This is a genomic window from Campylobacter hyointestinalis subsp. lawsonii (assembly GCF_013372165.1).
GTDB lineage: Bacteria > Campylobacterota > Campylobacteria > Campylobacterales > Campylobacteraceae > Campylobacter > Campylobacter lawsonii.
Genome location: NZ_CP053828.1, coordinates 1,074,201 through 1,098,283, shown reverse-complemented (window position 1 = coordinate 1,098,283; position 24,083 = coordinate 1,074,201). Strand labels below are relative to the sequence as shown.

Annotated in this window: 23 protein-coding genes; 19 read left to right on the top strand and 4 right to left on the bottom strand. The window is 33.7% G+C overall.

Annotated elements, in window-relative coordinates; genetic code table 11:
* Positions 1-36 precede the first annotated feature (36 nt).
* The 10 genes from CHLWT_RS05580 (at position 37) to CHLWT_RS05535 (ending at position 11,957) form a co-directional block, all read left to right on the top strand.
* Positions 37-477, top strand: a complete 441-nt coding sequence (locus CHLWT_RS05580) for a redoxin domain-containing protein (protein ID WP_063998031.1) — start codon at positions 37-39, stop codon at positions 475-477.
* A gap of 70 nt (positions 478-547) precedes the next feature.
* Complete coding sequence (locus CHLWT_RS05575) at positions 548-1,114, top strand: molybdopterin-guanine dinucleotide biosynthesis protein B (RefSeq protein WP_170253229.1); 567 nt, start codon at positions 548-550, stop codon at positions 1,112-1,114.
* A gap of 1 nt (position 1,115) precedes the next feature.
* Positions 1,116-1,958 (top strand): class 1 fructose-bisphosphatase, encoded by an 843-nt coding sequence (locus CHLWT_RS05570; RefSeq protein ID WP_111970934.1) that lies wholly within the window; start codon positions 1,116-1,118, stop codon positions 1,956-1,958.
* The gene (locus tag CHLWT_RS09465; protein WP_082858051.1) at positions 1,951-2,280 is read left to right on the top strand and encodes a hypothetical protein; all 330 of its coding nucleotides are present in this window, start codon (positions 1,951-1,953) and stop codon (positions 2,278-2,280) included. Before CHLWT_RS05570 ends, CHLWT_RS09465 begins: the two co-directional genes overlap by 8 nt.
* 27 nt (positions 2,281-2,307) lie before the next feature.
* The gene (gene metG / locus CHLWT_RS05560) at positions 2,308-4,197 is read left to right on the top strand and encodes a methionine--tRNA ligase (RefSeq protein ID WP_112000567.1); all 1,890 of its coding nucleotides are present in this window, start codon (positions 2,308-2,310) and stop codon (positions 4,195-4,197) included.
* Positions 4,197-5,174, top strand: a complete 978-nt coding sequence (locus tag CHLWT_RS05555; RefSeq protein WP_063998035.1) for a hypothetical protein — start codon at positions 4,197-4,199, stop codon at positions 5,172-5,174. Before metG ends, CHLWT_RS05555 begins: the two co-directional genes overlap by 1 nt.
* 11 nt (positions 5,175-5,185) lie before the next feature.
* On the top strand, positions 5,186-5,824 hold the full coding sequence (locus CHLWT_RS05550) for a Crp/Fnr family transcriptional regulator (protein WP_170253228.1): 639 nt from the start codon (positions 5,186-5,188) through the stop codon (positions 5,822-5,824).
* A gap of 101 nt (positions 5,825-5,925) precedes the next feature.
* Positions 5,926-6,483, top strand: a complete 558-nt coding sequence (locus tag CHLWT_RS05545; protein ID WP_235598078.1) for a cytochrome c3 family protein — start codon at positions 5,926-5,928, stop codon at positions 6,481-6,483.
* 13 nt (positions 6,484-6,496) lie between these two features.
* Entirely contained in the window at positions 6,497-7,846 is a 1,350-nt protein-coding gene (locus tag CHLWT_RS05540; protein WP_063998037.1) for a multiheme c-type cytochrome, read from the top strand.
* A gap of 247 nt (positions 7,847-8,093) precedes the next feature.
* Entirely contained in the window at positions 8,094-11,957 is a 3,864-nt protein-coding gene (locus tag CHLWT_RS05535) for a S8 family serine peptidase (RefSeq protein ID WP_151062177.1), read from the top strand.
* Positions 11,958-11,975: 18 nt separating this feature from the next.
* Here the strand turns inward: CHLWT_RS05535 and CHLWT_RS05530 are convergent, their stop codons facing one another.
* Complete coding sequence (locus tag CHLWT_RS05530; RefSeq protein ID WP_063998039.1) at positions 11,976-12,611, bottom strand: Crp/Fnr family transcriptional regulator; 636 nt, start codon at positions 12,609-12,611, stop codon at positions 11,976-11,978.
* A 104-nt stretch (positions 12,612-12,715) separates the two neighbouring features.
* On the opposite strand from CHLWT_RS05530, the gene CHLWT_RS05525 reads away from it, so the two are divergent.
* The 5 genes from CHLWT_RS05525 to CHLWT_RS05505 all read left to right on the top strand — a co-directional run bounded on the left by CHLWT_RS05525 (position 12,716) and on the right by CHLWT_RS05505 (position 17,192).
* Complete coding sequence (locus tag CHLWT_RS05525) at positions 12,716-13,294, top strand: cytochrome C (RefSeq protein WP_112000788.1); 579 nt, start codon at positions 12,716-12,718, stop codon at positions 13,292-13,294.
* Entirely contained in the window at positions 13,291-15,807 is a 2,517-nt protein-coding gene (locus tag CHLWT_RS05520; RefSeq protein WP_112000787.1) for a molybdopterin guanine dinucleotide-containing S/N-oxide reductase, read from the top strand. The genes CHLWT_RS05525 and CHLWT_RS05520 overlap by 4 nt, the downstream gene beginning before the upstream one ends.
* Before the next feature lie 341 nt (positions 15,808-16,148).
* Positions 16,149-16,337 carry a hypothetical protein gene (locus CHLWT_RS05515; protein WP_112000786.1) on the top strand — a complete coding sequence of 63 codons (189 nt, stop codon included), beginning with the start codon at positions 16,149-16,151 and terminating at the stop codon, positions 16,335-16,337.
* The gene (locus CHLWT_RS05510; protein ID WP_112000785.1) at positions 16,303-16,593 is read left to right on the top strand and encodes a hypothetical protein; all 291 of its coding nucleotides are present in this window, start codon (positions 16,303-16,305) and stop codon (positions 16,591-16,593) included. The genes CHLWT_RS05515 and CHLWT_RS05510 overlap by 35 nt, the downstream gene beginning before the upstream one ends.
* Positions 16,590-17,192: an LbetaH domain-containing protein gene (locus tag CHLWT_RS05505; RefSeq protein ID WP_176320865.1), complete on the top strand. Its 603-nt coding sequence runs from the start codon at positions 16,590-16,592 to the stop codon at positions 17,190-17,192. Before CHLWT_RS05510 ends, CHLWT_RS05505 begins: the two co-directional genes overlap by 4 nt.
* Before the next feature lie 287 nt (positions 17,193-17,479).
* Here CHLWT_RS05505 and CHLWT_RS05500 read toward each other — a convergent pair whose 3' ends face one another.
* Positions 17,480-18,526 (bottom strand): dehypoxanthine futalosine cyclase, encoded by a 1,047-nt coding sequence (locus CHLWT_RS05500; protein WP_063998042.1) that lies wholly within the window; start codon positions 18,524-18,526, stop codon positions 17,480-17,482.
* 111 nt (positions 18,527-18,637) lie between these two features.
* Here CHLWT_RS05500 and CHLWT_RS05495 point away from each other — a divergent pair, with 111 nt between their 5' ends.
* Both CHLWT_RS05495 and CHLWT_RS05490 read left to right on the top strand, forming a co-directional pair.
* Positions 18,638-19,000: a copper resistance protein NlpE N-terminal domain-containing protein gene (locus CHLWT_RS05495; protein ID WP_111949719.1), complete on the top strand. Its 363-nt coding sequence runs from the start codon at positions 18,638-18,640 to the stop codon at positions 18,998-19,000.
* Positions 19,001-19,006: 6 nt separating this feature from the next.
* The gene (locus CHLWT_RS05490) at positions 19,007-20,197 is read left to right on the top strand and encodes an MFS transporter (RefSeq protein WP_244948812.1); all 1,191 of its coding nucleotides are present in this window, start codon (positions 19,007-19,009) and stop codon (positions 20,195-20,197) included.
* Here CHLWT_RS05490 and CHLWT_RS05485 read toward each other — a convergent pair.
* Together CHLWT_RS05485 and CHLWT_RS05480 are read right to left on the bottom strand one after the other, a co-directional pair.
* Positions 20,192-20,971, bottom strand: a complete 780-nt coding sequence (locus CHLWT_RS05485; protein ID WP_111975452.1) for a CheR family methyltransferase — start codon at positions 20,969-20,971, stop codon at positions 20,192-20,194. The genes CHLWT_RS05490 and CHLWT_RS05485 overlap by 6 nt on opposite strands.
* Positions 20,964-21,530 (bottom strand): CheB methylesterase domain-containing protein, encoded by a 567-nt coding sequence (locus tag CHLWT_RS05480; protein WP_111985992.1) that lies wholly within the window; start codon positions 21,528-21,530, stop codon positions 20,964-20,966. The genes CHLWT_RS05485 and CHLWT_RS05480 overlap by 8 nt, the downstream gene beginning before the upstream one ends.
* Positions 21,531-21,647: 117 nt before the next feature.
* Here CHLWT_RS05480 and CHLWT_RS05475 point away from each other — a divergent pair, with 117 nt between their 5' ends.
* Together CHLWT_RS05475 and ruvA are read left to right on the top strand one after the other, a co-directional pair.
* Positions 21,648-23,531, top strand: a complete 1,884-nt coding sequence (locus CHLWT_RS05475) for a flagellar assembly protein A (protein ID WP_112000537.1) — start codon at positions 21,648-21,650, stop codon at positions 23,529-23,531.
* Positions 23,528-24,082: a Holliday junction branch migration protein RuvA gene (gene ruvA / locus CHLWT_RS05470; RefSeq protein ID WP_059430975.1), complete on the top strand. Its 555-nt coding sequence runs from the start codon at positions 23,528-23,530 to the stop codon at positions 24,080-24,082. Before CHLWT_RS05475 ends, ruvA begins: the two co-directional genes overlap by 4 nt.
* Position 24,083: the final 1 nt, after the last annotated feature.

The following is a 24,083-nucleotide window of genomic DNA, read 5'->3' as shown; positions in this document are numbered from 1 at the left end:
AGAGCATTATATGGGCTATAGAAATAGGAGACTAGATTGATAAATTTGCCAAAAAATTGTGTAGTTTTTACATATCCAAAAATGGGAAAAAATGGAGAGTTTTTACCTGATGAGCTAAAAAATTTAGCTGGGCTTACAGGATGTTCAAATCAGTGTAAAGCTTATCAGCAAAATTTAAATTTGATAAAAAATATCGGCTTTGAACTTATCGCCATTAGCTCACAAAGCCAGAGTGAAATAGATGAATTTAAAAATTCGCTAGGACTTGATTTTAAGCTAATAAGCGATCCAAATTTTAAGATTGAAAGTGAGCTAAATTTAAAAACATTTCAAACTCTGAATGGTAAAAAATTTTACCACCGTCAAACTTTGATATTTAAAAATTGTAGCCTTATAAAACGTTTTGATTTTGTAGAAAATCCGCAAAATGATGCAAAAAACGTAATAGAAGTTTTAAATAGTATAAATCAAATTTGATAATAGCCAAAATTTATATTTTAAGAAATGTTTAGCTAAAATACATCACAAAATTTAACAAGGATATCTTATAAAACGTTTAGCTGTGGCAGTTTCTGGTAAAAGCGGAAGCGGTAAAACAACACTTATCGCTAAAATCGCTAAAAAGCTCATATCCAAAGGTTACAAAGTAGCTATCACAAAGCACGACCCAGGCGATAAAGCTAAATTTGATTTTGAGGGAAAAGATAGTTATCTTTTTAGCTCACTTGGCGCAGACGTCGCAGTAGTAAGCCCAAAACGCACTACTATGCTTTTGCAAAGCGGACTTTTTGGCGGGAGTGAGCGTGTAGGCTCAGAAGCACACGACAATAAAACAGAGGAATTCTCGCCTAGCAAAACAGAGTGTGAGAATGACTTAAATAAGCTTGTAGGCTATTTTGGTGAGTTTGACTATCTCATAGTTGAGGGGCTTAAGTTTATTCCACTTCCACGCATTACGGTTTTTAGGGGTGAGATCGATGAGAGATATAAGCCATTTAGCGATGCTTACGCTACAAATTTAGACTATTTTAGCGACGAAAATAAACCTAAATTTGGACTTGAAGATATAGAAAATATCATAAAATGGATAGATAATAATGCAAAAAGGGTATAAAATGCAAGAGATCATAAAAACGATAGAAAAAATAGCAGTTAAAATAAGCCAAGAGCTAAAATATTCCGACCTTGGCTACACAGATCACGCAAACTCTACAGGCGACACTCAGTTAAAACTTGATGTCAAAAGCGACAACATAATCACGCAAGAATTTATGGGAGTTTCTAGCGTAAGATCACTAGTAAGCGAAGAGAAAGAAGATGCGCTTAACATCCATAAAGATGGCGAGTTTATCATCGCTTATGATCCGCTTGATGGAAGTAGCTTAGTTGATGTAAATTTCGCCGTTGGAAGTATTTTTGGTGTATATAAAAATGAGCTAAAACCATCAAATTTAGTAGCGGCAATCTATTGTATTTATGGGCCTAGACTTGAGATGGTAGTGTGTGAAGACACGCCAAAACTTTATCGTTTGGATAGAGATGGAAGTTTTAAATTTATAAAAGATCTAAGCCTAAAAGAAAAAGGCAAACTAAACGCAACAGGTGGCACCCAAAAAGGCTGGAGCGTGGCTCATAGAAACTTCATCAAAGCTCTATTTGATGAGGGATATCGCCTTAGATATAGTGGTGCTATGGTTAGTGATCTGCATCAAATTTTGCTTAAAGGTGGCGGACTTTTTAGCTATCCGGCTACGACTGACGCACCAAATGGAAAGCTTAGAGTTACTTTTGAAGTCTTGCCTTTTGCTTTCATATACGAAAGGGCAGGCGGTGCTACTACAAATGGAAAAAATAGCTCACTTTTTGATATAAACTTAGAAAAAATCCACCAAACAACGCCTTGTTTTTTTGGTTCAAAATATGAGATAAACAGACTTTTAGAGTTTTATAATGGTTGAATTAAAAGAATTTAAAAATATCGATGAAGATTTTTATGAGAGTAAAAAACAAGATTTGCAAGAGTGTCGAAACGAAAATGTTAAAGATGCGGTAAAAAGTTGCTCAAACTGCCCTAAAGTATTTTATTGTGATAAGATAAAAGAGTTTGTAAAGCTACAATTTGAGATAGCTATTTCAAAACTTAAACAATGTCAAGAAAGCAATTCTTTAAATAGTTGTATGAGTTGTGAGCTATTTTTTGAGTGTCAAAATAGAAAAAATTATGTCAATGCCACTTATGAAAAGATGAATGAGGGTCGTGGCGGCGAGTTTGACTTTTAAATTTAACTATAATAAGGAAAAAAAATAATGAAAAAATACATAACTACACCTATTTATTATGTAAATGACGTACCGCATATCGGTCACGCATATACAACCATTATAGCAGATACTATGGCTAGGTATTACCGATTAGCAGGATATGATACGTTTTTTTTAACAGGCACTGACGAGCATGGTCAAAAGATAGAAGAAGCTGCTAAAGCACACAATAAAACACCAAAAGAGTATGCTGATGAAGTGAGTGCTAAGTTTAAATCGCTTTGGGATAGTTTTGATATAAGCTATGATAGATTTATCCGCACTACTGATGAAGATCACAAGCTTACAGCTCAAAATGCATTTATGAAAATGTATGAAAAAGGAGATATCTATAAAGGCGAGTATGAAGGCAATTACTGCGTTAGTTGTGAGAGTTTTTTTCCTACAAAAGATCTTATAGATGAAGAGTTTTGCCCTGATTGTGGCAAAAAAACCCGTATAGTAAAAGAAGAAAGCTACTTTTTTAAACTATCTACCTATCAAGAAAAACTTTTAAAATGGTATGAAAAAGACAGCTGCATACTTCCAAAAGGCAAAAAAAATGAAATTATAAGCTTTGTAAAAGGCGGTTTAAAAGATCTATCTATCACTAGAACTAGCTTTGAGTGGGGAGTGAAGCTTCCTAGTAGTTTAAATGAACCGCGTCATGTGATGTATGTGTGGCTAGACGCTCTTATAAACTATCTTTCAGCACTTGGTTATACTACTGATAACAAAAGAATGGATTATTGGAATGACACGATACATTTAGTCGGAAAAGATATCTTAAGATTCCACGCCGTGTATTGGCCTGCATTTTTGATGAGTTTAGAACTTCCTCTTCCTACTAGCGTGGCTGCTCATGGCTGGTGGACAAGAGATGGCAAAAAGATGAGTAAAAGCATAGGAAACGTAGTAGATCCTAAACAGGTTGCAGATGCTTATGGGCTTGAGGCTTTTAGATACTTTTTGCTTAGAGAAGTGCCATTTGGTCAAGACGGCGATTTTTCTCAAAAAGCTCTTATGGATCGTATAAATAGTGAGCTTAGCAATGATCTAGGAAATTTACTAAGTCGTATAGTCGGAATGAGCTCAAAATACTCAAACTATGATATAAACAGAGAAAACGTGGCTAAGTTTTATTTAGCAGAGTTAGAGACTGCCAAAACTCATCTTGAAGGTGCTATAGAAGCTATAAACGAAATAGCTACAAATCGTTATTTGGAGGAGCTTTGGAAAGTTTTAAATTTAGCAAATGCAAGCGTGGCAAAGTATGAGCCTTGGAATTTGATAAAAGAGGGCAAAAGTGATGAGGCAAATGCTTTAGTTGCTTTAGTAGCAAATTTACTTGCAAAAGTTGCCGTGCTACTAAGTCCTGCTATGCCAAAAAGTAGTGAGAAAATAGCTAAAACTTTGGGTTTTGAGATAAATACTAAGACTTATAATGACATTATTTTAAAAAATGAGCTTTTAAATTTAAAATCAAGTGATACAGAACCTCTTTTTACCAAAGTAGAATCAGAACTAATGGCACCGCCTCCACTTCAAAAAATAGAGCCTATAGAAAATAAACAAGAGATAAAAATCGACGACTTTAAAAAATGCGTGATAAAAGTAGGAACTATCTTAGAGTGTGATAATATCGAGGGTAGTGATAAACTTTTGAAGTTTAAAATCGATCTTGGCGAAGCTAATCCTCGTCAGATCATAAGCGGTATTGCTAAATTTTACGAACCAAAAGATCTAATAGGAAAGCAAGTTTGTGTTTTAGCAAACTTAAAACCGGCTAAGATATTTAAACACTTAAGCGAAGGAATGATACTTAGTGCAGAAGATGGCAGCTTAACTCTTCTTAGTACTTTAGCACCTGTAAAAAACGGAAGTTTAGTAGGATAATGCGTATAGAAAATCTAACTCGCCTTGTCGATGGAGAGCTACAAAATAGCCCAAAGATAAGTATGGTGAGTGGATTTTGCATTGATGCGAATTTGGCTAAAAATGGTTTTGCTTTTATAACTTTTGACGGCGATAAAAACGAAGTGGCAAAAGCTATTGCAAATGGTGCTTACGCCGTTATCTTTGATACGAAACTAAAGGTTTTAGAAAGCGAAATAGCATATATAAAAGTAGATAGCTTAAACCTATGTTTGCTTCGTTTGATTCGGTTTTTTGCTACTAGTAAAGAGATAAGTTTTATCTGTGTAAAAGCTGTTGAGTTTTGTATATTAAAGCATTTGACGATACCAAAAAAAGTAAAATTAATCGGTTCTAATCTGCAAAATATATTTTTAGAAATTCTAGAAGCTGAGCAAAATAGCATATTTTTTTGCCCCCATTTACAAGTGCTAGAAAAATTAACTCCTAGCTTTTCGTATTTAGAAGATGAAAAGGCTGTTTTTATAAATAAAAGTTCTATCTTTTTTACAAATGCCTTGCTTGCTAAAAACTACTATCAAAACATTATGTTTCCATATATTTTTGCAGATGAACTATCTAAAATAACACACTTTTTTATAAGTAAAAATATAGATTTTAAATTTAAAAACATAAATGATTTTCCACATTTTAAGCCTTTGTTTATAGATAGATTTTTTTGTATGAAACCATTTGGTAGCACTGAGAGAGCTTTTATAGTAGAAAATGATGATGAGTTATTTATAAAAGAAGCTAGTTTTTTAAAATCTAAATTTAGTGATGTTTTGATATGCGTCCCAAGTACGCAAAAAGTAGGTTTTGATGCAGATTTTATTTTTAATGATATAAAAGAGCTAAAGAATTTAAAAGATTTTAGATACGCTCTTGTCAAAGCTGAGTTTGAAGAGCTAAGTGCTATGCTAAATGAAAAAATAAACGAAGAAAGCTTGTTTGAGTAAAGGAATAAATTTTGATAAAGCAAATCCCATTTTTTACAGATCTAAATGAAGAAGAGATAAAAAAGCTTGAAAATATCTCTGTTTTAAAAAACTATAAAAGAGATGAGTTTTTATTTATTGAAGGCGAAGAAGCAAAGTGGTTCAATGTACTCTTAAAAGGAACTATAAAAATTTATAAAACAACTCCAAAAGGCAAAGAGATATTTCTACATACGATTACTCCGATCTCTTTGGTGGCCGAACTAGTAAATTTTGAAAATATACCTTATCCTGCTAGTGGTATATTTTTAAGCGATTCTGAGGTTCTAAGGATAAATTATCACAAATTTGAAACAGAATTTTTACAAAATCCAAAAATTTGCTTTAAACTTTTAAAATCTATGGCTTCAAAACTTAGAATTATGAACAATGTGTTACAAAATGAACTAACTCTTAAAAGTGATGCAAAAGTAGCAAAATTTATAGTAGAAAATCATGAGCTATTTTCTACGCTAAAACACGTTCAAATAGCGTCTATACTGAATATTACGCCCGAAACTTTTTCAAGAATTATTGCACAATTCAAACAGCAAAACTTAATTAAATTTGATGATAACCTTAATCTTATCTTTAAAGATAATGAAAAGCTTATAAGCATTTTTAATCAATAAATAAATAATTATAAATTTATTTATTTTATTGTTTCAATTTTATTAAAAATATGTTAGAATACCGTTCTAAATTGTAGAAAAGAAATTTTCTAGGGAGGGGAGTGGAGTTGAGAAAGACAAAGCTTTTTACTATAGTTATCTTTGTTATAGGTGGCTTAGTTGGGCTTGGATTTGCTCTTGGTATAGCACAGTTTATGTATGTGACCGGTGGAGATAAGTTTTGCGTATCTTGCCATGTTATGGAACCTATGGTTGGCTCGTATAAAAACGACATTCATGGCGGAAATAACAAAGTTGGATTTAAAGCAGAATGCGTTGCTTGTCACTTACCACATGACAATATAGTTAAATATACATATCAAAAGGCTGTCAATGGTATGGTTGAAGGTGCCATTACGCTCTTTGGCAACCCAGAAAAATACGACTGGGAAGCTAGAAGAAAAGAGTCTAAGAGATATGTGTATGATAGTGGTTGTATGCACTGCCATGGTGACATAAAAAATGTTTCTTCACAAAATATGAAGTCGTTTTTGCCACACCGTGATTATTTTGCCAAAAACATAAACAAAACTTGTGTCGAATGTCATGAGCACGTCGGGCACAAAAATCTTGGTTTTCACCTTAAAGCTAAATTTGGTGATTTAAATATTACAAAGTAAGGAGATTAGCAAAATGCTTAAAAAATTAGTTTTAGCATTAACCTGTTTTGCCGCTATCGCTTATGCTGATAGCGTTGGAAATATCAATCTTACAAAAACAATGAAGGTTGATAGAAGCTTAAGCCCATTGGCTAAGCAATGTGTGGAGTGTCACGCTGATAAAACTCCTGGTATCGTAAATGATTGGAAAAGTTCACGCCATGCTCACGCTGGTGTAAGCTGCTTGGATTGTCACGCAGTTCCAGCTGATAGCCCTATGGCGATCAAAAAAGAGCACCCAAAAGATAGTGGTAATCACGTAAGTATTTTAGTAAGCCCAAAAACTTGTGCTAAATGCCACTCTAAAGAAGTTGAAGAATTCCAACAAAGTGGTCACGCAAGAGGTGGAGTTCAAATGTTTGCTAAAAAAGGTATGATAGATCTAATGTACCACTATGAGGGTAGAGATCATCCAGATCTTAAAGATTCTCCGGCTGCAACTGGTTGTATACAATGCCACGGTATGGAGATCAAACTAGATAAAGAAGGTTATCCAGTTCCTGGTAAAGGTTGGCCTAACTATGGTATAGGCAATGCTTATCCTGATGGTAGCGTAGGTAGTTGTAAATCTTGCCACTCAAGCCATACATTTGATATGACTGAAGCTAGAAAACCAACTGCTTGTGCATCTTGCCACCTTGGACCTGATCATCCAAACATCGAGATCTATAATAACTCAATGCACGGAAAGATCTTCAATGCTGAGGGCAATAAATGGAAATGGGATAGCGCTCCAGATACTTGGGATGTTCCAGACTATAGAGCTCCGACTTGCGCTACTTGTCATATGAGCGGAATAGGTGATCTAAACACTACTCACAATGTTAGCTTACGTCTAAAATGGAATCTATGGGCTCCACATAGCAAACAAAGAACAGGCGGTTTCGAAACTGCTGCGTTTGAATATGCTAAATCTGGTAAAATGACAGCTGGTAATGTACTTGCAGGTAATCCAAAAGGACCTGAGGCTGCTAGAGCTGAGATGAAACAAGTATGTAAATCTTGTCACTCAACTAAATCAACTGATTCATTCTTTGTAAGTGCTGATATGCATGTTGAACTATACAATAGCTATCACGCAGATGCTAAGAAAATGCTTGATGACTTGAAAGCAAAAGGTCTTCTAAAAGCTGATGAGTGGGCAGATGAATTCCAAAGAATTTACTACCACTTATGGCATCACGAAGGTCGTCGTATGAGAATGGGTGCTGTAATGGGCGCTCCTGACTATGCTCACTGGCATGGTGTATTCGAAGTACAACAAGACATCAGAAAACTACAAGATATCTATGATGCACGTATCAAAAGCGGCAAAATAGAATAGTCTTTTTCACTTTACAAAAAGCCTCGCTATTTGCGGGGCTTTTAAAATTCTCATTTTATTTTTATTAAATTTGATTTTTTAAATTTGATTTTTATCAAAAAATATTTATTTTTTTCGATTATACTTATAAATATATATAATATATTTAATGGAAATTTAATTTTAAATTTATTAAATTTACAGATTTAATTTTGAATATTTAAATTGCTTTCCAAAGTTGATTTAAGCTATGTAGAAGGGGGCGTAAATGAATAAAATTTCAAAAATCACATTCTCATTAGTATGTGCAACGGTTTTATTATCAAATACAAATGCATCAACACAAGCAAATGAAGTTGCTGATAAATTAATCAATCTTGATAAGGCAAGACAAGAAAATCCAAATATAAACGGCACTGGCGTGGTGGTCGGCGTTGTAGATAGCGTATTTAACACAAATAATCCTATCTTAAAAGATAAATTAATAGGTTCGATCAATAATAAAATTGATAGCGATCGCTTTGCTGGCAACGATAAAGCTACTATGCTTCACGGCACTCAAGTGGCATCGCTTATAGTCGGTAATGGTGATGAGCTAAAAGGAGTAGCAAACGGTGCTAAATACTATGGATTAGCCTATCTAAATCCAAGCCCGCTATACTCAGGCGATATAAAAGCAGATATCCAAAAGATGATAGATAGTGGCGTAAAAGTAATAAATCATAGCTACGCTAGTGATGGATTTGCTCTTATAAATCGCAAATGGGGCAATGGCCTAGAGTTTATAGATATAAGCAATCAAAATAGCAACACTATAAGTTATGAAGAATTTAAAAAGCTCACTCAAAGCGATATAAGTTTGCAAAGGGCTCAAGCCCTAGCTGAGCTATCTAAAGAGCAAGGGATATTAAATGTAGTAGGCGTAGGAAATGATGGTTTTAGCTCACCTAGAGCGAATTCTATTTTGCCAAGCTATGATGAGAGCTATCGTGGGCTTTTGGCTGTTGGGGGCTTGAATGCTGATAAAATTACTATCCAAAATGACGGAAAGTTTAAAATCAGCGCCATTGCGGAAGAAGACTGGAAAGCAGTAGCAGATAAATGGAGCCAAGGCAGAGGCGATAAAAGCAAGGTAATCCTAAATGATCTCATCACAAAGCAAGGAATTTATGCTTATAGCAATTTTTTTAAAGGTGGAGCGTCTCTTTATGGCATTATGGCACCAGCTCAAAACATAGTAACGGCAAATGGTAGATATGGCTATATATATTATGATATTTATAGCAAGGATATAAAAACAGACCAAACCACCACTATCATAGATTCTGGGACTAGCTTTGCAGCGCCATTTGTAAGCGGGGTGGCAACTTTAGTAGAGCAGAAATTTCCATTTTTAAATGGCTCACAAATCGGCGATATCTTGCTAACTACGGCGAATAAAAATATAGAGACTCCAAATTTGGTTGTAACTAAAAATGTAGGCAAAAATGGCTTGTCTGAGTTTTATAGCATTTTTTATATCAATAAAGAAGTGCCAACAAAAGATAAAGCTATAGACTTCGAACAAGTCAAAAAAGATTTAGTAGCAGCTGGATTTAAATCAAGCCAAGATGATGAAAGCATAGCAAAATATATAATAGAACATTTACTAAAAAGCAACGCCGATGCTAGTAGCAGTCTCAAAGCAAATTCGGTAGCAGTGATGAAACTAAGTAAAGAAGATTTCATTGGTAGTGGTATTTTAGACGCTCAAAAAGCCTTAAATGGCTTAGCAGCGCTAAATATAAATCGCCTAAATCCTAATGATATCCAAGAGTTTGACGACGGTAATGGAGTTAAAAAGTATTATGGATTTTACACCATCGATACAAATGGGCTAAATGGCACTTTCACAAATGACATAGATGAGATAAAATGGGATGATACATACCATTTAAACGACGCTACAAACTCTCTTAAAAGCGATGATAGAGTAAAATCGAATTTATCCACTTTACAAGCTGGATTTATAAAAACGGGAAATGGAACGCTTAAATTTAGCCAAAATACTTTAAGATACAACGGACCTACGATAGCTCGTGGCGGGATTTTAGAGTTTGATAGCGTAACGGCGGAGAATTCAGATCTATATGCTGATAATGGCGGTCAAATTCTAATATCAGGCGAAACTAACGCTAAACAAAATTTATACGCTATCAATGGCGGTGAGGCTAGAATCGTCGGAAAGCTGATAAATGGTGATGTTTTTGCTAGAAATCGTGGTATGATAAGCGGAACTGGAACCATAGCCAAAAATCTCACTAATGAAAGCGGTATTGTGATGCCTGGTGGAGCGGGGCAAATCGGCGTTTTAAATGTAAATGGCACATATACCCAAAATCAAAACGGCAATCTACATATAAATTTCAATAATACCACCAACTCAGATATCATCGCTACAAACTATGATATCAAGGGCGGAAATTTGGTTTATATCCCGCTTAGTGGGGAGTTTTTTCACAATGGACAAGAGATTACAATTAATTTTAATAAGCTTAGTGAGAATGGGAATTTAGATAAATTTACTAATATCTCAGTCCTAGATACAAGCACTTTAAATTTTAAGCTAAAAGATAATAACACAATAATATCAAGTGAAAACACCAACAATTCTAGCAATCAAAGCAATGAAAGCATAAATCCACCAAGCAGTGAGAACAACAAGCCAAATAATGAGAACAACAATCTAGAAAATAAAAATAATGGCAATCAAAGCAGTGAAAACACCAACAATTCTAGCAATCAAAGCAATGAAAACATAAATCCACCAAGCAGTGAGAACAACAAGCCAAATAATGAGAACAACAATCTAGAAAATAAAAATAATGGCAATCAAAGCAGTGAAAACATAAATCCACCAAGCAATGAAAACACAAATAATTTTGGCAACAACACTATAATAGTAGAAGTAAAAGAAGATGCCTATAAGCCTACAAACGCCTCACCAGCTACAAACTTGGCAGTATCTCAGGCATTGATGCAGATTAGCAGTTCAGCGAATTTAAGCCAAAAATATAAACAATTCTTTGGAGAATTAGGTGGAAAAAGTCAAGATGAAAAACAAGAAATTTTATCTAGCACAAACCCAAATGATACTCTTTCAAATACAAAAGATACGCTAAATTTCCAAAATCGCTCTATGCTAAATAATATCTCTTTTTTAGCTGGAGGCTCACTAAGTAATGCTGCTAAAGTCGCTGCAATAGCTAAAAATTCGCAATTAGCCCTTATAAATAGCGATATGGCTGATAATATGGTCTATGATATCTTACAAGATTATAATGATGCTTTAAGCAAAAGCGAAATCTCAAGCAAGGTCTCATACACGAACTTCAAAGGCGATGGGTATAAAACTAATGCCTACTCTGTGGATCTAAACACTAGAAAATGGATAAGTGATGATGTGAGAGTAGGGGCATTTTTAAACTACTCATACCAAAATGGAGATTATAAATTTTCAGACTTAAAAAGTCAGATAGTCTCTGTTGGATTAAACGGCTTAAAAGATTTTGGAGTTGTTAGCTTAATAGGCGGAGTGGATTTTGGACTAGCCTTTAACGATATGGAGCGTCAAATTTTAACACAAGATACAAAGCTTCAAGCAGATTATAAGAGCTATTTTGTCTCAACTGAGCTTGGTATATCAAAAGATTTTATCATCGGTGATAACCTTGTTTGGACGCCGATTTCTATCTTAAATTACATATACTCTAAACAAGATGGCTTTAAAGAGAGTGGCGGCATACTTGCTAAGGGCTATAATGATATAGATTTAGATACTTTAAATTTAAGCCTAGGTGGAAATCTAGCTTATAGCTTCATCAACCAAAATAATACTTTTACCACCTTAAATGGCTTTGCGTTTTATACAAGGCGTTTAAATAGTGATAATTTTGCTAGTAAAGAGTATTTTGTTGATGCTAGTAATAGCACTTGGACGCATAATTATAAGCTAAATAAAGATAGCGTTTATTTTGGTATCGATACAAATATCGAAAAAGGCAATAAATTTATTAAATTCCTTATCTCAAGCGAGATAGCAAAAAATGAGCATAGCATAAATACAGCCATCACAGCTGGACTTAGATTTTAATCTTGATTTAGCTTAAAGCTAAATCAAATTTATCATATATCTATTTTTACCGCATTTTGATAAAAAACCAGTTTTTAATAGCTTATTAAAAGCAGTAGATACGCTTTGTCTCTCAAAGCCAAGTAGCTCAGATAGAGTTTTGATAGAAAAAGGTAAGGTTATAACCTGCTTATCCCTTATAAACTCATTTTGTTCGTTTGCTAAAGAGATCAAAAAACTATAAAGTCTCCTATCTATATTTTTAAAAACAATATCTTTTATGATATTTCTTTGAAGAACTATTTGCCTTATAAGAGAGTTAAATAGCGACATAGAAAACTTCTCATTTTTTAAGAGCTTTTGCACTTTATATAGGCTTATTTCTAAAACTTCGCTATTTTCTAAAAACTCCATAGAGATATTTTTATCAAGTAAGGCGATATTTCCTTGACTTAGAAAATTTAGTATAAATTCCTTTCCATTTTCAAAAAAGCTAAGCTTCGCAGAGCCTGATTTTATGAGTAAAATTTGAAGTTTATCGCAGTAGATTGTATTTGATTTTAGATGGCAAACTTGTTTAAATTTACTAAGCTCATCATCGCTAAGCAATGAGTAGTTATCATACCTACCAAGGTTTAGTCTAGTTGTATTTATAGAGCTTGATTTGCTTTTCATAAAACTACCTTAAATTTTTAGCTTTTAAATCAAAAATGTCATCAATATGACATTGCTAAAAAATATTTTACCATATAATTTTATAATTTTTTAAAGGAGCAAATATGAAAAAAGCCTTATTTATGGGTTTGCTTTTTTGTGGTTATGCTTTTGGCGAAGTCGTCTATAGCAACGCTGTAAAGCCAGTATATCTAGACAAAAACTCAAGCATCATAGCAGGAAAACTTCTTCCTACTAATTCTGTAGAGATTTTAGAACAAAAGGATGGATTTATTAAATTTAGTCTAAGAGGCTACCAAAATCCAGCCGTGCCAAATGTTGTTTATTATAGCGACAATCAAAGAATTTTATCTCTAGCCTTTGCTAAGACTAAAGTGCCTAAATTTGAAATCATAAAAGAAGGAAAAAACGGGCAGTGGAATGAAGTAAAAGTAGATGCTTATACTACAAGTGGTGAATTTGAAAATAACTTAGAGCCTATGATGAAAAAGGCTAGTGAGCTATATACTACAAACTGCTCTGTTTGTCATGCCCTACATAAGATAGATAGGTACAGCGCAAATCAATGGCCATCGCTTTTTAAATCTATGCTTTCAAGAACACCGATAGATAAAAAAGATGAGTGGCTAGTCATACAATACCTACAAAAAAATGCAAAAGATAGCATAAAGGAGACCAAATGAAAACAGATAATAGCAGAAGAAATTTCTTAAAAGCAGGTGCGACACTCTCTTTAGCTCCGCTTATTCCAAGTAGTATTTTTGCTGAGAATTTAAATACTCAAGTGGTTAAAAACGGCACAGTAGTTACAGCAGCTCACTGGGGAATTTTAAAAGCCACTGTAGAAAATGGAAAAATAGCAAAATCAGAACCTCTTTTACGCGCCTCAAACATACCAAACACTCTTCAAAACACTATGAAAGATCTAGTAGAAAATGTCCGCATAAAAGCACCAATGGTAAGAAAAAGCTATCTACAAAATCCAGATAGCCCAAAACCTGAGCTAAGAGGAAAAGATGAGTGGGTCGAAGTTCCTTATGAAGATGCGATAAAACTAGTTGCAAGAGAGCTTAAAAAAACAAGGGCTAAAAAAGGAAATGAAAGCATCTTTGGTGGAAGTTATGGCTGGTTTAGTCCTGGAAAACTACATAATCCACGCATTTTGCTACATAGATTTTTAAATTTAAGTGGCGGATTTACCGGAAGTTTGGGTGACTACTCAACAGGAGCTAGTCAAATCATAATGCCACACGTAGTTGGAACTATAGAAGTTTATGAGCAACAAACCGCGTGGCCAGTTGTTTTAGAAAATTCAAAAGTAGTTGTTTTATGGGGAATGAATCCGATATCTACTCTAAGACTTGCTTGGAGCGTAACAGAAGAGCAAGGATTTAAATACTTTGAAAAACTAAGAGATAGCAATAAAGAGATTATCATCATAGACCCACTCAAAACTCAAACAACTAAATTCTTTGGAAGCAAAGCACAGCATATCAGACCTATTCCAAACACAGACGTAGCAATGATGCTTGGTATGATGTATCATCTTTATGAAACTCAAAATTATGATAAAAACTTCCTTGAAACATATACTGTTGGCTTTGATAAATTCTTATCTTATTTGCTAGGTAAAAAAGATAAAACACCAAAAACACCAAAATGGGCCAGTAAAATTTGCGCAATTGATGAAAAAATCATAAAAGATTTAGCGATTAAATTTTACAAAAATCGCACAATGCTGATGAGTGGCTGGGGAATGCAAAGGGCTCATCACGGCGAGCAGCCTCATTGGGCTTTAGTAACTCTAGCTAGTATGATAGGACAGATCGGACTTGCAGGTGGTGGATTTGGGCTTAGCTATCACTACAGCAATGGTGGGGCACCAACTTGCGTAGGAGGTATTTTAGGCGGTATAAATGCAGCTAGCATAGGCGTGATAAAAGATGATAAATTCCTAGGACTTGCAAACGCTATAAAAGAAGATGATGGCACTCCAGCTTGGCTAGCCAAAACGACAGATACGGCATTTCCAGTAGCTAGGATAGCTGATGCTATATTAAATCCAGGCAAGGTTTTAGACCATAATGGGACTAAGATAACATATCCTGATATCGACTTTATTTACTGGGCTGGTGGAGCACCGCTAACTCATCAGCAAGATACAAATAAAAATATCAAAGCTTGGCGAAAACCACGCACCATAGTCGTAAATGAGATTTACTGGACACCAACGGCAAAAATGGCAGATATAGTCTTTCCTGTGACAACTGAGTATGAAAGAAACGATGTCACTATGAGTGGAGATTACTCAAATATGCATATAATCCCTATGAAGCAAGTAGTGGAAAAACAATACCTTGCAAAAGATGATTATGAAATTTTTACTGATCTTTGTAAAGCATACGCAGATGGATTAGCCGAAGCTTTCACAGAAAACGGCAAAACAGAGATGGACTGGCTAAAAGAGTTTTATGATGTAGCTAAAAATCAAGTAAATTCAAACATCGCCTTAGGTATGCAAATGCCAAGCTTTGAGGAATGGTGGAATAAAAATGAGCCAACTGAGTTTTTATCAAATATAGATAGCGAAAATTATGTCAGATACGCAGATTTTAGAGAAGACCCTATTTTAAACGCTTTAGGAACGCCATCTGGTTTGATTGAAATTTACTCTGAAACGATAGAAAAGATGGGCTATGATGATTGCGCTGCTCATCCAAAATGGTTTGAACCTGCTGAGTGGCTAGGTATGAAAAATAAACAAGCAAATTTTCATCTACTAACTCCGCATCCAGACAATCGCCTTCACTCACAACAAAACAATACGCACATTAGAAGCGAAAACAGCGTAAATGACAGAGAAGCTATCACAATAAATTTAAAAGATGCTAAAAATTTGGGCATCAAAGATGGCGATTTAGTTCGTGTTTTTAATGCTAGGGGCGAGATTTTAGCTGGTGCTAGAGTAAATGATGATGTGCCACCTGGTGTGCTTAAGCTTTGCGAAGGTGCGTGGTATGATGGCTTTGATAGCGGACTATGCAAAAATGGCTCGGCAAACGTTTTAACCATAGATATCCCTACAAGCAAACTAGCCAATGGCAACTGCTCTAATACGGCCTTAGTAAATATAGAAAAATTTAAGGATAAAGCTCCAAACTTGAGTGCATTTTCATCACCAAAAGGTGCTAAATAACATAAAATTTCCCATAGTTAATTCTATGGGAAATTTGATATTTAATGTCTCACAAACTTAGTTTTATAAAACATTAAATAAAATTTAAAGTCTAATTAAGTGGGCTTTAAATTTTATTTTTAATCATTTTTAAATTTTTGCAAGACTATACAAGATATTATGCTAAATCCCACGCCAATGCAAAGCGATCTATTTTCTATTTCGCGTAGTTTAAAGGAAATCATCAAATTTACCAAATTTGATTTAAGATTATTGAAACTAATCTTAAATAAATAAACTAGTATATTTTTCTCATTTCATTTTTTTTGATAATCTACCGCCAAAGTTTCGCGGGAGAGATTATGCAAATAAAGGTTAATAAATTTGTTAGAGAGTATTTAGAAGAGTTTAGCGTATTAATGGCTTATTCAAATGGCAAGATTTGTCGCTACAAAGATGATGAAATGATAAATGTCCCAGATAGTGGTTTTATGGAAGAATACTCTACTATAAATAATGGTAATAACGCTTGTCAAATGGGGGAGTTTTAGCTATTCAAATGCGATTATTCCTAGACTAGATATCAAAATGGGAATGTATTGCTCTATTGCTGTTGGGTTAAATTTCATAGCAGGAAAGTACCCTTTAGATACTATCTCAACTTCATCTTTTATCTATGATCCAAATTTTTACATTTTTAAAGATGCTAGTATAGAGCGTATCAAAAAGCCCTATACGCATACTCCGCATGGCGTGCTAGTCCCGACGCCAGGGCCAACTATTTTTGAAAATGATGTCTATGTATGAAAAATGCTCTATTAAAGCCAGGGATTACACTTCACACAGGCTGCGTCGTAGCTCAAAATGCCATTGTTACAAAAGATGTCCCGCCATATGCTATAGTCGGTGGAAGTCCAGCTAGAATACTCAAATACCGCTTTGATGAGGCTACGATCAAGAGACTTTTGGGGTTAAAATGGTGGGAGTATCACTTTGCTGATTTTGATGGGATAGATAATAAAAAAGATATAAATTACTATTTAGATGAGCTAGAAGGAAGAATCCAAAATCACGCTATAAAGCCATTTAACCCTAGAAAAATGCAGTTTGAAGATTTAATCCAAAGAAGCAAACAACCAGTTTTAATAGCCACGCCACAACCAAAGGTATCGCAACCCGCTCAACCCGTCACGCCACCACAACCAACCCAACAAGAGCAGATAAGCTCACTCAAAGAAGAGATAAATAAAAAAGATAAGGCTATAAAAGAATTTAGTGATAAATTGAGTTTGCAAGAAGCTAATCTAAAATCAACAAACGAGAGCTTACTCAAAAAAGACCTAGAGATCAAAAATTTAGAAATAACTAGCCAAAAAGCCCAAAACATCAAAAATCATCTAAGTTAGGAAATGCTTTTATAAAAGCACACAAAAGCTGGTATAAAGGCGGATATATTAAATTTATATTTGAAGCTATAAAGATCAAAAACGAGCATAAAAATAGAACAAAATAAAGATAAAAAATAAATAAAAATAAAGCATTATGGCTGAGCTATTTAGTTTTTGTAATTTTAAAATATAATAAATACAAAGTAAATAGCCAAGCAAAATGTTATAAATTTAAATTTTGTAAGACAACCAAAAATAATCAAAATATCATAAACTTAAATTTATAAAATAGGCCATAATCAGGGCTAAAACATCTCCAAAATATCATAGTTTGTGTTACGTTTAGCAGGAATTTCGCCTATATCTTTGATGATTTCTATCATCTCATTTTGGCTCATTCTAAAGCTTGCTCCGGCTGCTTTGACGACGTTTTCTTCCATCATAGTGCTACCTAGATCATTTGCTCCAAATTTTAATGCAAGCGCCCCAACATAACTGCCTTGAGTCACCCAGCTACTTTGTATATTTTTAAAATTATCTAAAAATAGTCTTGAAACTGCAAGCAGTCTTAAGTATCTATTTGGCGATTGTTTTTTGATATTTGGATACTCTTCTTTTAATTTAGTGTTTTGTGACTGAAAACTCCAAAGTATAAAAGCTCTAAAGCCACCTGTTTCATCTTGAAGACGTCTGATTTTATCCAAGTGTTCTATTATCTCAGTGTCAGTTTCAACCGTCCCAAACATCATCGTAGCCGTAGTTTTCATACCTATAGAGTGAGCTTCTTTATGGATATCAAGCCATTTTTGGCTACTGCATTTTTTAGGTGCGACTATATCTCTTACTCTATCACTTAGCACCTCAGCACCAGCTCCTGGGATACTATAAAGCCCTTTAGCTTTTAGACGTTTTAATACCTCAAGCGTGGATATCTTAGAAATTTTTGCTATATAGTCTATCTCTACAGCAGAAAATCCATGGATATCTATCATAGGATACTTTTTTGCTATATGTTCTACAAGGTCTTCGTACCATTCTATCTTAAGTTTTGGATGAACTCCGCCTTGAAATAGAATTTGCGTTCCGCCTATAGCGATTAGCTCTTCTATTTTTTTATCTATCTGGTCGTAGGTAAGCACATAGGCATCATCATCATTTACATGGCGATAAAACGCACAAAATTTACAATCTATAAAACATGCATTTGTGTAGTTTATATTTCTATCTACTATAAAAGTCGTGATCTTTTGTGGGTGAAGCTCTTGTTTTTTGGCAAAGGCAAGTCTTCCAAGCTCGTTTAAGTCTGTATTATGAAGTAAATTTAAAGCATCATCTACGCTAAGTCTATTCAAAAATAATCCTTCTGTTTTTTTGGCGAGATTTTATCACTAATTTACAAAATAACGGCTTAATTACCTTAAATTTAGATATAATTACTCTTTAAATTTTTTAAGGAGAATTGTATGAAAAATACATTGTTGTCATTAGTTGCATTTACATTGCTTATAGGTTGTTCATCACCACAAAATAAAACAAAGACATTTAAGACATCTTTGCCTTGTGCTGATTGTGATGAGATAGTATCTGTTTTAGTTTTAGATGATAATGGAAGCTTTGTTTTAAGTGAAACTTATGTAAAAGATACAAATGAGACTTTTACTAAAAATGGTGTGTATAGCGTAGAGGGCGATATTATAGTCATTCCTAGCGATGATGAGACATTGCGTTTTAAAAAGGATGGGGAAAATTTAAATAGGTTAGATTTTGAAGGAAATTTGGTTGAAGGTGAATTTAGGGATAATTATAACTACAAACTTAGCAAATAATATATGATAAAGTATTTAGCACTTCTAAAATACAATAGAAATCTTAGAATTTTGGCTTCTATACAGATGATATGCTATTTTGGTATGTGGTTTTCGCATACTGGAATTTTTACTCTTCTTATAGATCTAAAAGCTCCTGTTTGGGCTATTACTTTAGCAGCTGCGATGGCTTTTATACCAAATGTATTTTTAGCTCCGATAAATGGGATCATTATAGATAAATTTAATCCAAAACCTATGATGATATTTTTGATGCTTATAGAAACTGTGAGCGTTTTAATGCTTGTTTTTATAGATGATCTTAGTCTTTTATGGTTTTTATTTGTTTTGATATTTATACGAATGGGAGTAGGAGTTACGTATTTTCAAACAGAAATGAGCTTACTTCCAAATTTGCTAAGCAAGAAAAATCTCAAACTAGCAAATGAGATTCACTCTATCATCTGGGCGGCTTCATATACTGCTGGAATGGGTATAGCCGGAGTTTTTATACACTATTTTGGTGTTAAAGAGGCATTTTTGTTTGATTTTGCTCTTTATATATTTGGTATGTTTCTTCTAACTAAGCTAAATATTCCAAATATCGTAAAAACCAAAACTCAAAAGGCTTTTTTAATGATGAAAGATGGTTTAAAATACATAAAAAACAACCCACTTATAGTGCATCTTATCTTACTTCACTCTTTTGTAGGGATTACTGCTTATGATAATCTTATCGCTCTTATGGCAAAGTATCCATATAAGGAGATCTTAAGTGCATCGCTTGTAATAGGATTTATGAATATGACTAGAGCCTTATCTCTTGTAGTAGGTCCTATAATTCTTAGTAAATTTATAAATACAAAAACTCTGTTTTGGCTATTTATCGGTGAGTTTTTAGGTATCGGGCTTTGGGCTATTTTGCAGTTTAATTACTATCTTGGGCTTATCGGGCTTATCGCAGCTGGATTTTGTACTTCTAGTCTTTGGTCATTTACATTTACTATGCTTCAAAATAGCTGCGACAAGAAATTTTATGGTAGAGTTATAGCGTATAAAGATATGGTGTATTTTATTATCTCGGCTTTTGTTTCGCTCACTATCGGTTTTGCGTATGAGCTAGGCATAAGTCTTATGGCTATAACTTTTAGTATGGGATCTGTGTTTTTGATAGGTGCGTTTTACTATAAATTTGTATATGAGAAGTATAAACTATAACTTCTCATAGTAGCTAGTACTGCTATTTATAACTTTTTTATAAGTATCAGTGTGTGGTACTAGATCGGCATTTCCTACATATAGTCTTCCATTTGGTTTTAAGATCTTAGCAAATCTCTCTATGGCATTTAGTCTATGGGCTTCATCAAAATATATAAGCATATTTCTTGAGCTGACTATATCAAATGTCCCAAGCTTTAGAAATTCTGGATCAAATAAATTTGCTTGTTTAAACTCAATTTTACCTAAAAGCTCTTTTTTTATCTTAAATTTGTCTTCTATTTTAGTAAAATATGTATTAAGTTCTTTATTATTCAAATTTTTTACGGCTCTTTCGCCATAAATTCCTTTTTTAGCTTGTTCTATGACTTCTGAGTTTATATCAAGTCCTGTTATCTTTACTTTGTTTGCTATGCCTACTGCTTTTGTAAGTATAGCTAGTGAATAAACTTCATCGCCACTGCTACAAGGTATGCAGAGTATATTTACATATCCGCCTAGAGAATTTGCGTATTCTATTATGGCATTTAGCTGTTTTAACTCTCTGTAAAAATATGTCTCATTTACGGTTATAAGATTTATAAATTTTTGTCTTAGAGAGCTATCGTATGAAATTTTTTGCAGCAATTCATCGCCGTCTTTTATGGAATTTAAATTCATAAAATTCGTGATTCTATGTTTTAAAATTCCTTTTTTATTTGCAAGGTCGTTTCCGCTAAATCTCTTTGCTACATCTAGTATCTTATCTAGATTTTCTAAAGATAAATCATTCATTTATAAATTTCTCTAATTCTATTTTTATATTGTGTAAATTTGCGGTTTCTAGCTTTGGATTTAACTCTTTGGCGCGTTTTGGCATTCCATATACTATTGCTGTTTCTTCGTTTTCGGCTATACATTTTGCTCCTGATTTATATAGTTTGTCAAGTCCTATCGCCCCATCATCGCCAAGTCCTGTTAAAAGTACAGCAAAAACATCACTAAACTTACAAGCACTCACCGCCGAAGAAAATAGCATATTTACATTTGGATTAAATATAGTTGGAATTCCACTATTGTCTGGACTTATCATAAGCTGTTTTGTATCTAGTATGATACTATTTTTTTCACATATATAAATTTGATTTTTTAGTAACTCTTTTTCTTTGACCATAGTTGCTTCAGATTTTATATCTTTATTAAATTCTTTAACAAAGCTTGGCAAAAACGCTTTATTCATATGCTGAGCTATGACTATAGAAACATTTTGTGGTAAGATAATATCCCTAAAAAGCTCTCTTAGATGCCCTGGACCTCCAGTAGAGGCTCCTATTAATACAAGTTTTTGTTTCAAATTTGAAACTCCGTTTTAGTTTATAGTGTGGAATTATATCATTTTTTTATTTTATATCAAATTTAGAAATATTTGTTTATAATTTTAACTCACTCTTTGAGATTATTAAGGATATAAATGGCAGAAGTAAAAGGTGCTATGTCTCCTGTAGTCATAACTACAAAAAATGTTTATGAAGATTTAGAAGATATAGCGCATAAAGCAAACGTAGATATAAATAATATAGACTTTAATATTTTAGCCGTATATACAAAATACAAAACCGACGCTGATAGCGAATTTAAAGATGTTGATGAAAAATCTCTAAATATATTTAACGACGATGAGTTTATTTCAAACAAAAATCTTGTTATATCACAAAGCTATAATGTAGAGTATTTTGATAAAAGTACTAGAAGTGCTTCTTTGATGCCTAAAATTTCTTTTGGTGCAAATAAAAGTATGACAAAGATAGTCGCAACTATAAAAGAGAGCTTAGATGTAAAATACACACCTACATTTGAATCAGAGCTCATAAACACAATCTATAAAAGACTCATAAAAATCGGAGTTTTGATAGGTATAAGAAATTCTGTAATGCTAAAAGAGATAAGAAGACTAACTTCTGTTTTGCGTATAAAAGGCATAATAGATAAAAGCGTCACATTTGTGGTGGCTTTGGGACTTGATCCTTTGCAAAGTGTAGATGATGCTATCATTTACTATTACATTAACAAAGCAAAAAAAGACAATAAAGAAGATAAAGTCGATTATGCAAACCGCGGATTTATCCAAAGCGTTAGCCCAGGTGAGCTTATCATCGAGTATATAAAACCTAAATTTGGAGTTCCAGGAAGAAATGTAAAAGGTGAGCTTATACCGGTAAATGAACCTAAAATAGCAAATCAAGTTCAGATAAATTATACTGATAATATCGAAATGCGTGAAGATGAAAATAGCATAAAGTATTTTGCGAAAAAAAACGGATACGTAAGCAAAGAAAAAGATACTTATGATATCGCAGATGAACTAGATGTCAATGAAGTAAGCTTTAAAACTACAGGTTCTATAGAAGCAGGATTAAATAAAGATGTAAAAATCAATATAAAAGAAAGCGATGTTTTAAAAGATGCAGTAGGTACTGGCATGAGCATAGAAACTACTAAGCTAAATGTAGAAGGAAATGTAGCAAAAAACGCACGTATAGTTGCTAAAGAAGTGAGTATAGGCGGACAGACTCACGCCAAATCCACTATCGAAGCACAAAGCGCTTTTATCTCTGTGCATTTAGGAAAGCTTACTTGTGATGAAGCTACTATCGATAGACTAGAGGGCGGTTATGTAAAAGCTAAAAAAGCTACGATAAATTCGGCTATAGGCGGAGAGATAATAGCATCTGAAGTCTATATAGGAAAGCTATTTTCTAACGTAAATATAACAGCTTCAGTTATAGTGCAAGTAGATGAGCTAAAAGGTAGCAATAATAAATTTATAATAGACGCCGCTAAGATTTTGGATTATGAAGATAAATTTAACGAATATATGCAAAAGATCTCAAATATTCAAAATGAGATAGCCTCTACACCAAGAGAACTAAAGAAAAAACGAAGCGTTATAGAATCAAACAAAGAGTCTGTAAATTTGATAAAACAGAGGATAGAAGAGCTAAGAAACGATTCTAAAACTCCGCCGATATCATTTATCAATAAACTAAAAGATTTTCAAGCTTTAGTCCAAGAGTACAACACAGCACTAAAAGAATTTCAAAGAAAAAAAGCAGCTTTAGATAATTTGCACGATGAGTTAAAACAGATGCAAAGTATGGTTTTTGATGCTAAGATCATAAATAAAGATAGATGGAAAGAGCTAAATGAGATCAAATTTAAACTAATAGAACCTAAAAAAGAGATCGTATATAGCACAAAAGAGAACGAACTAGCAAAGCTCATTATGCTTAAGCATCTAGTCGTAGCAGATGAAGATGTGTATGAGATAAAAAAATCAAACGAGATAGACCTATGATAAAAGCAATAGAAGGAATAATCACAAAAAAAGAGCCAACTAGCATTTGGCTAAAACTGCCTTGTGGCGTAACGTATGGCGTTTTTATATCGCTTTTTACAAGCTCAAATTTAAATAAAGGCGACAATGTAGAGCTTTTTATTACTCAGATCATCAGAGAAGATGCAAATTTACTTTATGGCTTTATCAAAGAGAGTGAGCAACGCATTTTTGAAATGCTTTTAAAGGTAAATGGTATAGGTGCTGCGACTGCTATGGCGGTATGTTCTTCTCTAAGCCCAGATGATTTTAGTAGAGCGATAATAAATGGAGATTCTGAGACTTTAAGAAGAGTTCCTGGTATCGGGCCAAAGACTGCTAGAACTCTCATCGCTCAGCTAAGCGATGCTAAATTTAGCGAGATAAGCTCTATGGAGAGTTATCAAAATGAAGCGTTTATGGCTCTTGAGAGTTTAGGTTTTAAAAGAGATAGAATTTCAAAAGTGCTTAGCGAATGCGTGAGTGGCGACACGACTTCACTTATAAAAGAAGCGCTTAAAAAACTTGCTTAAG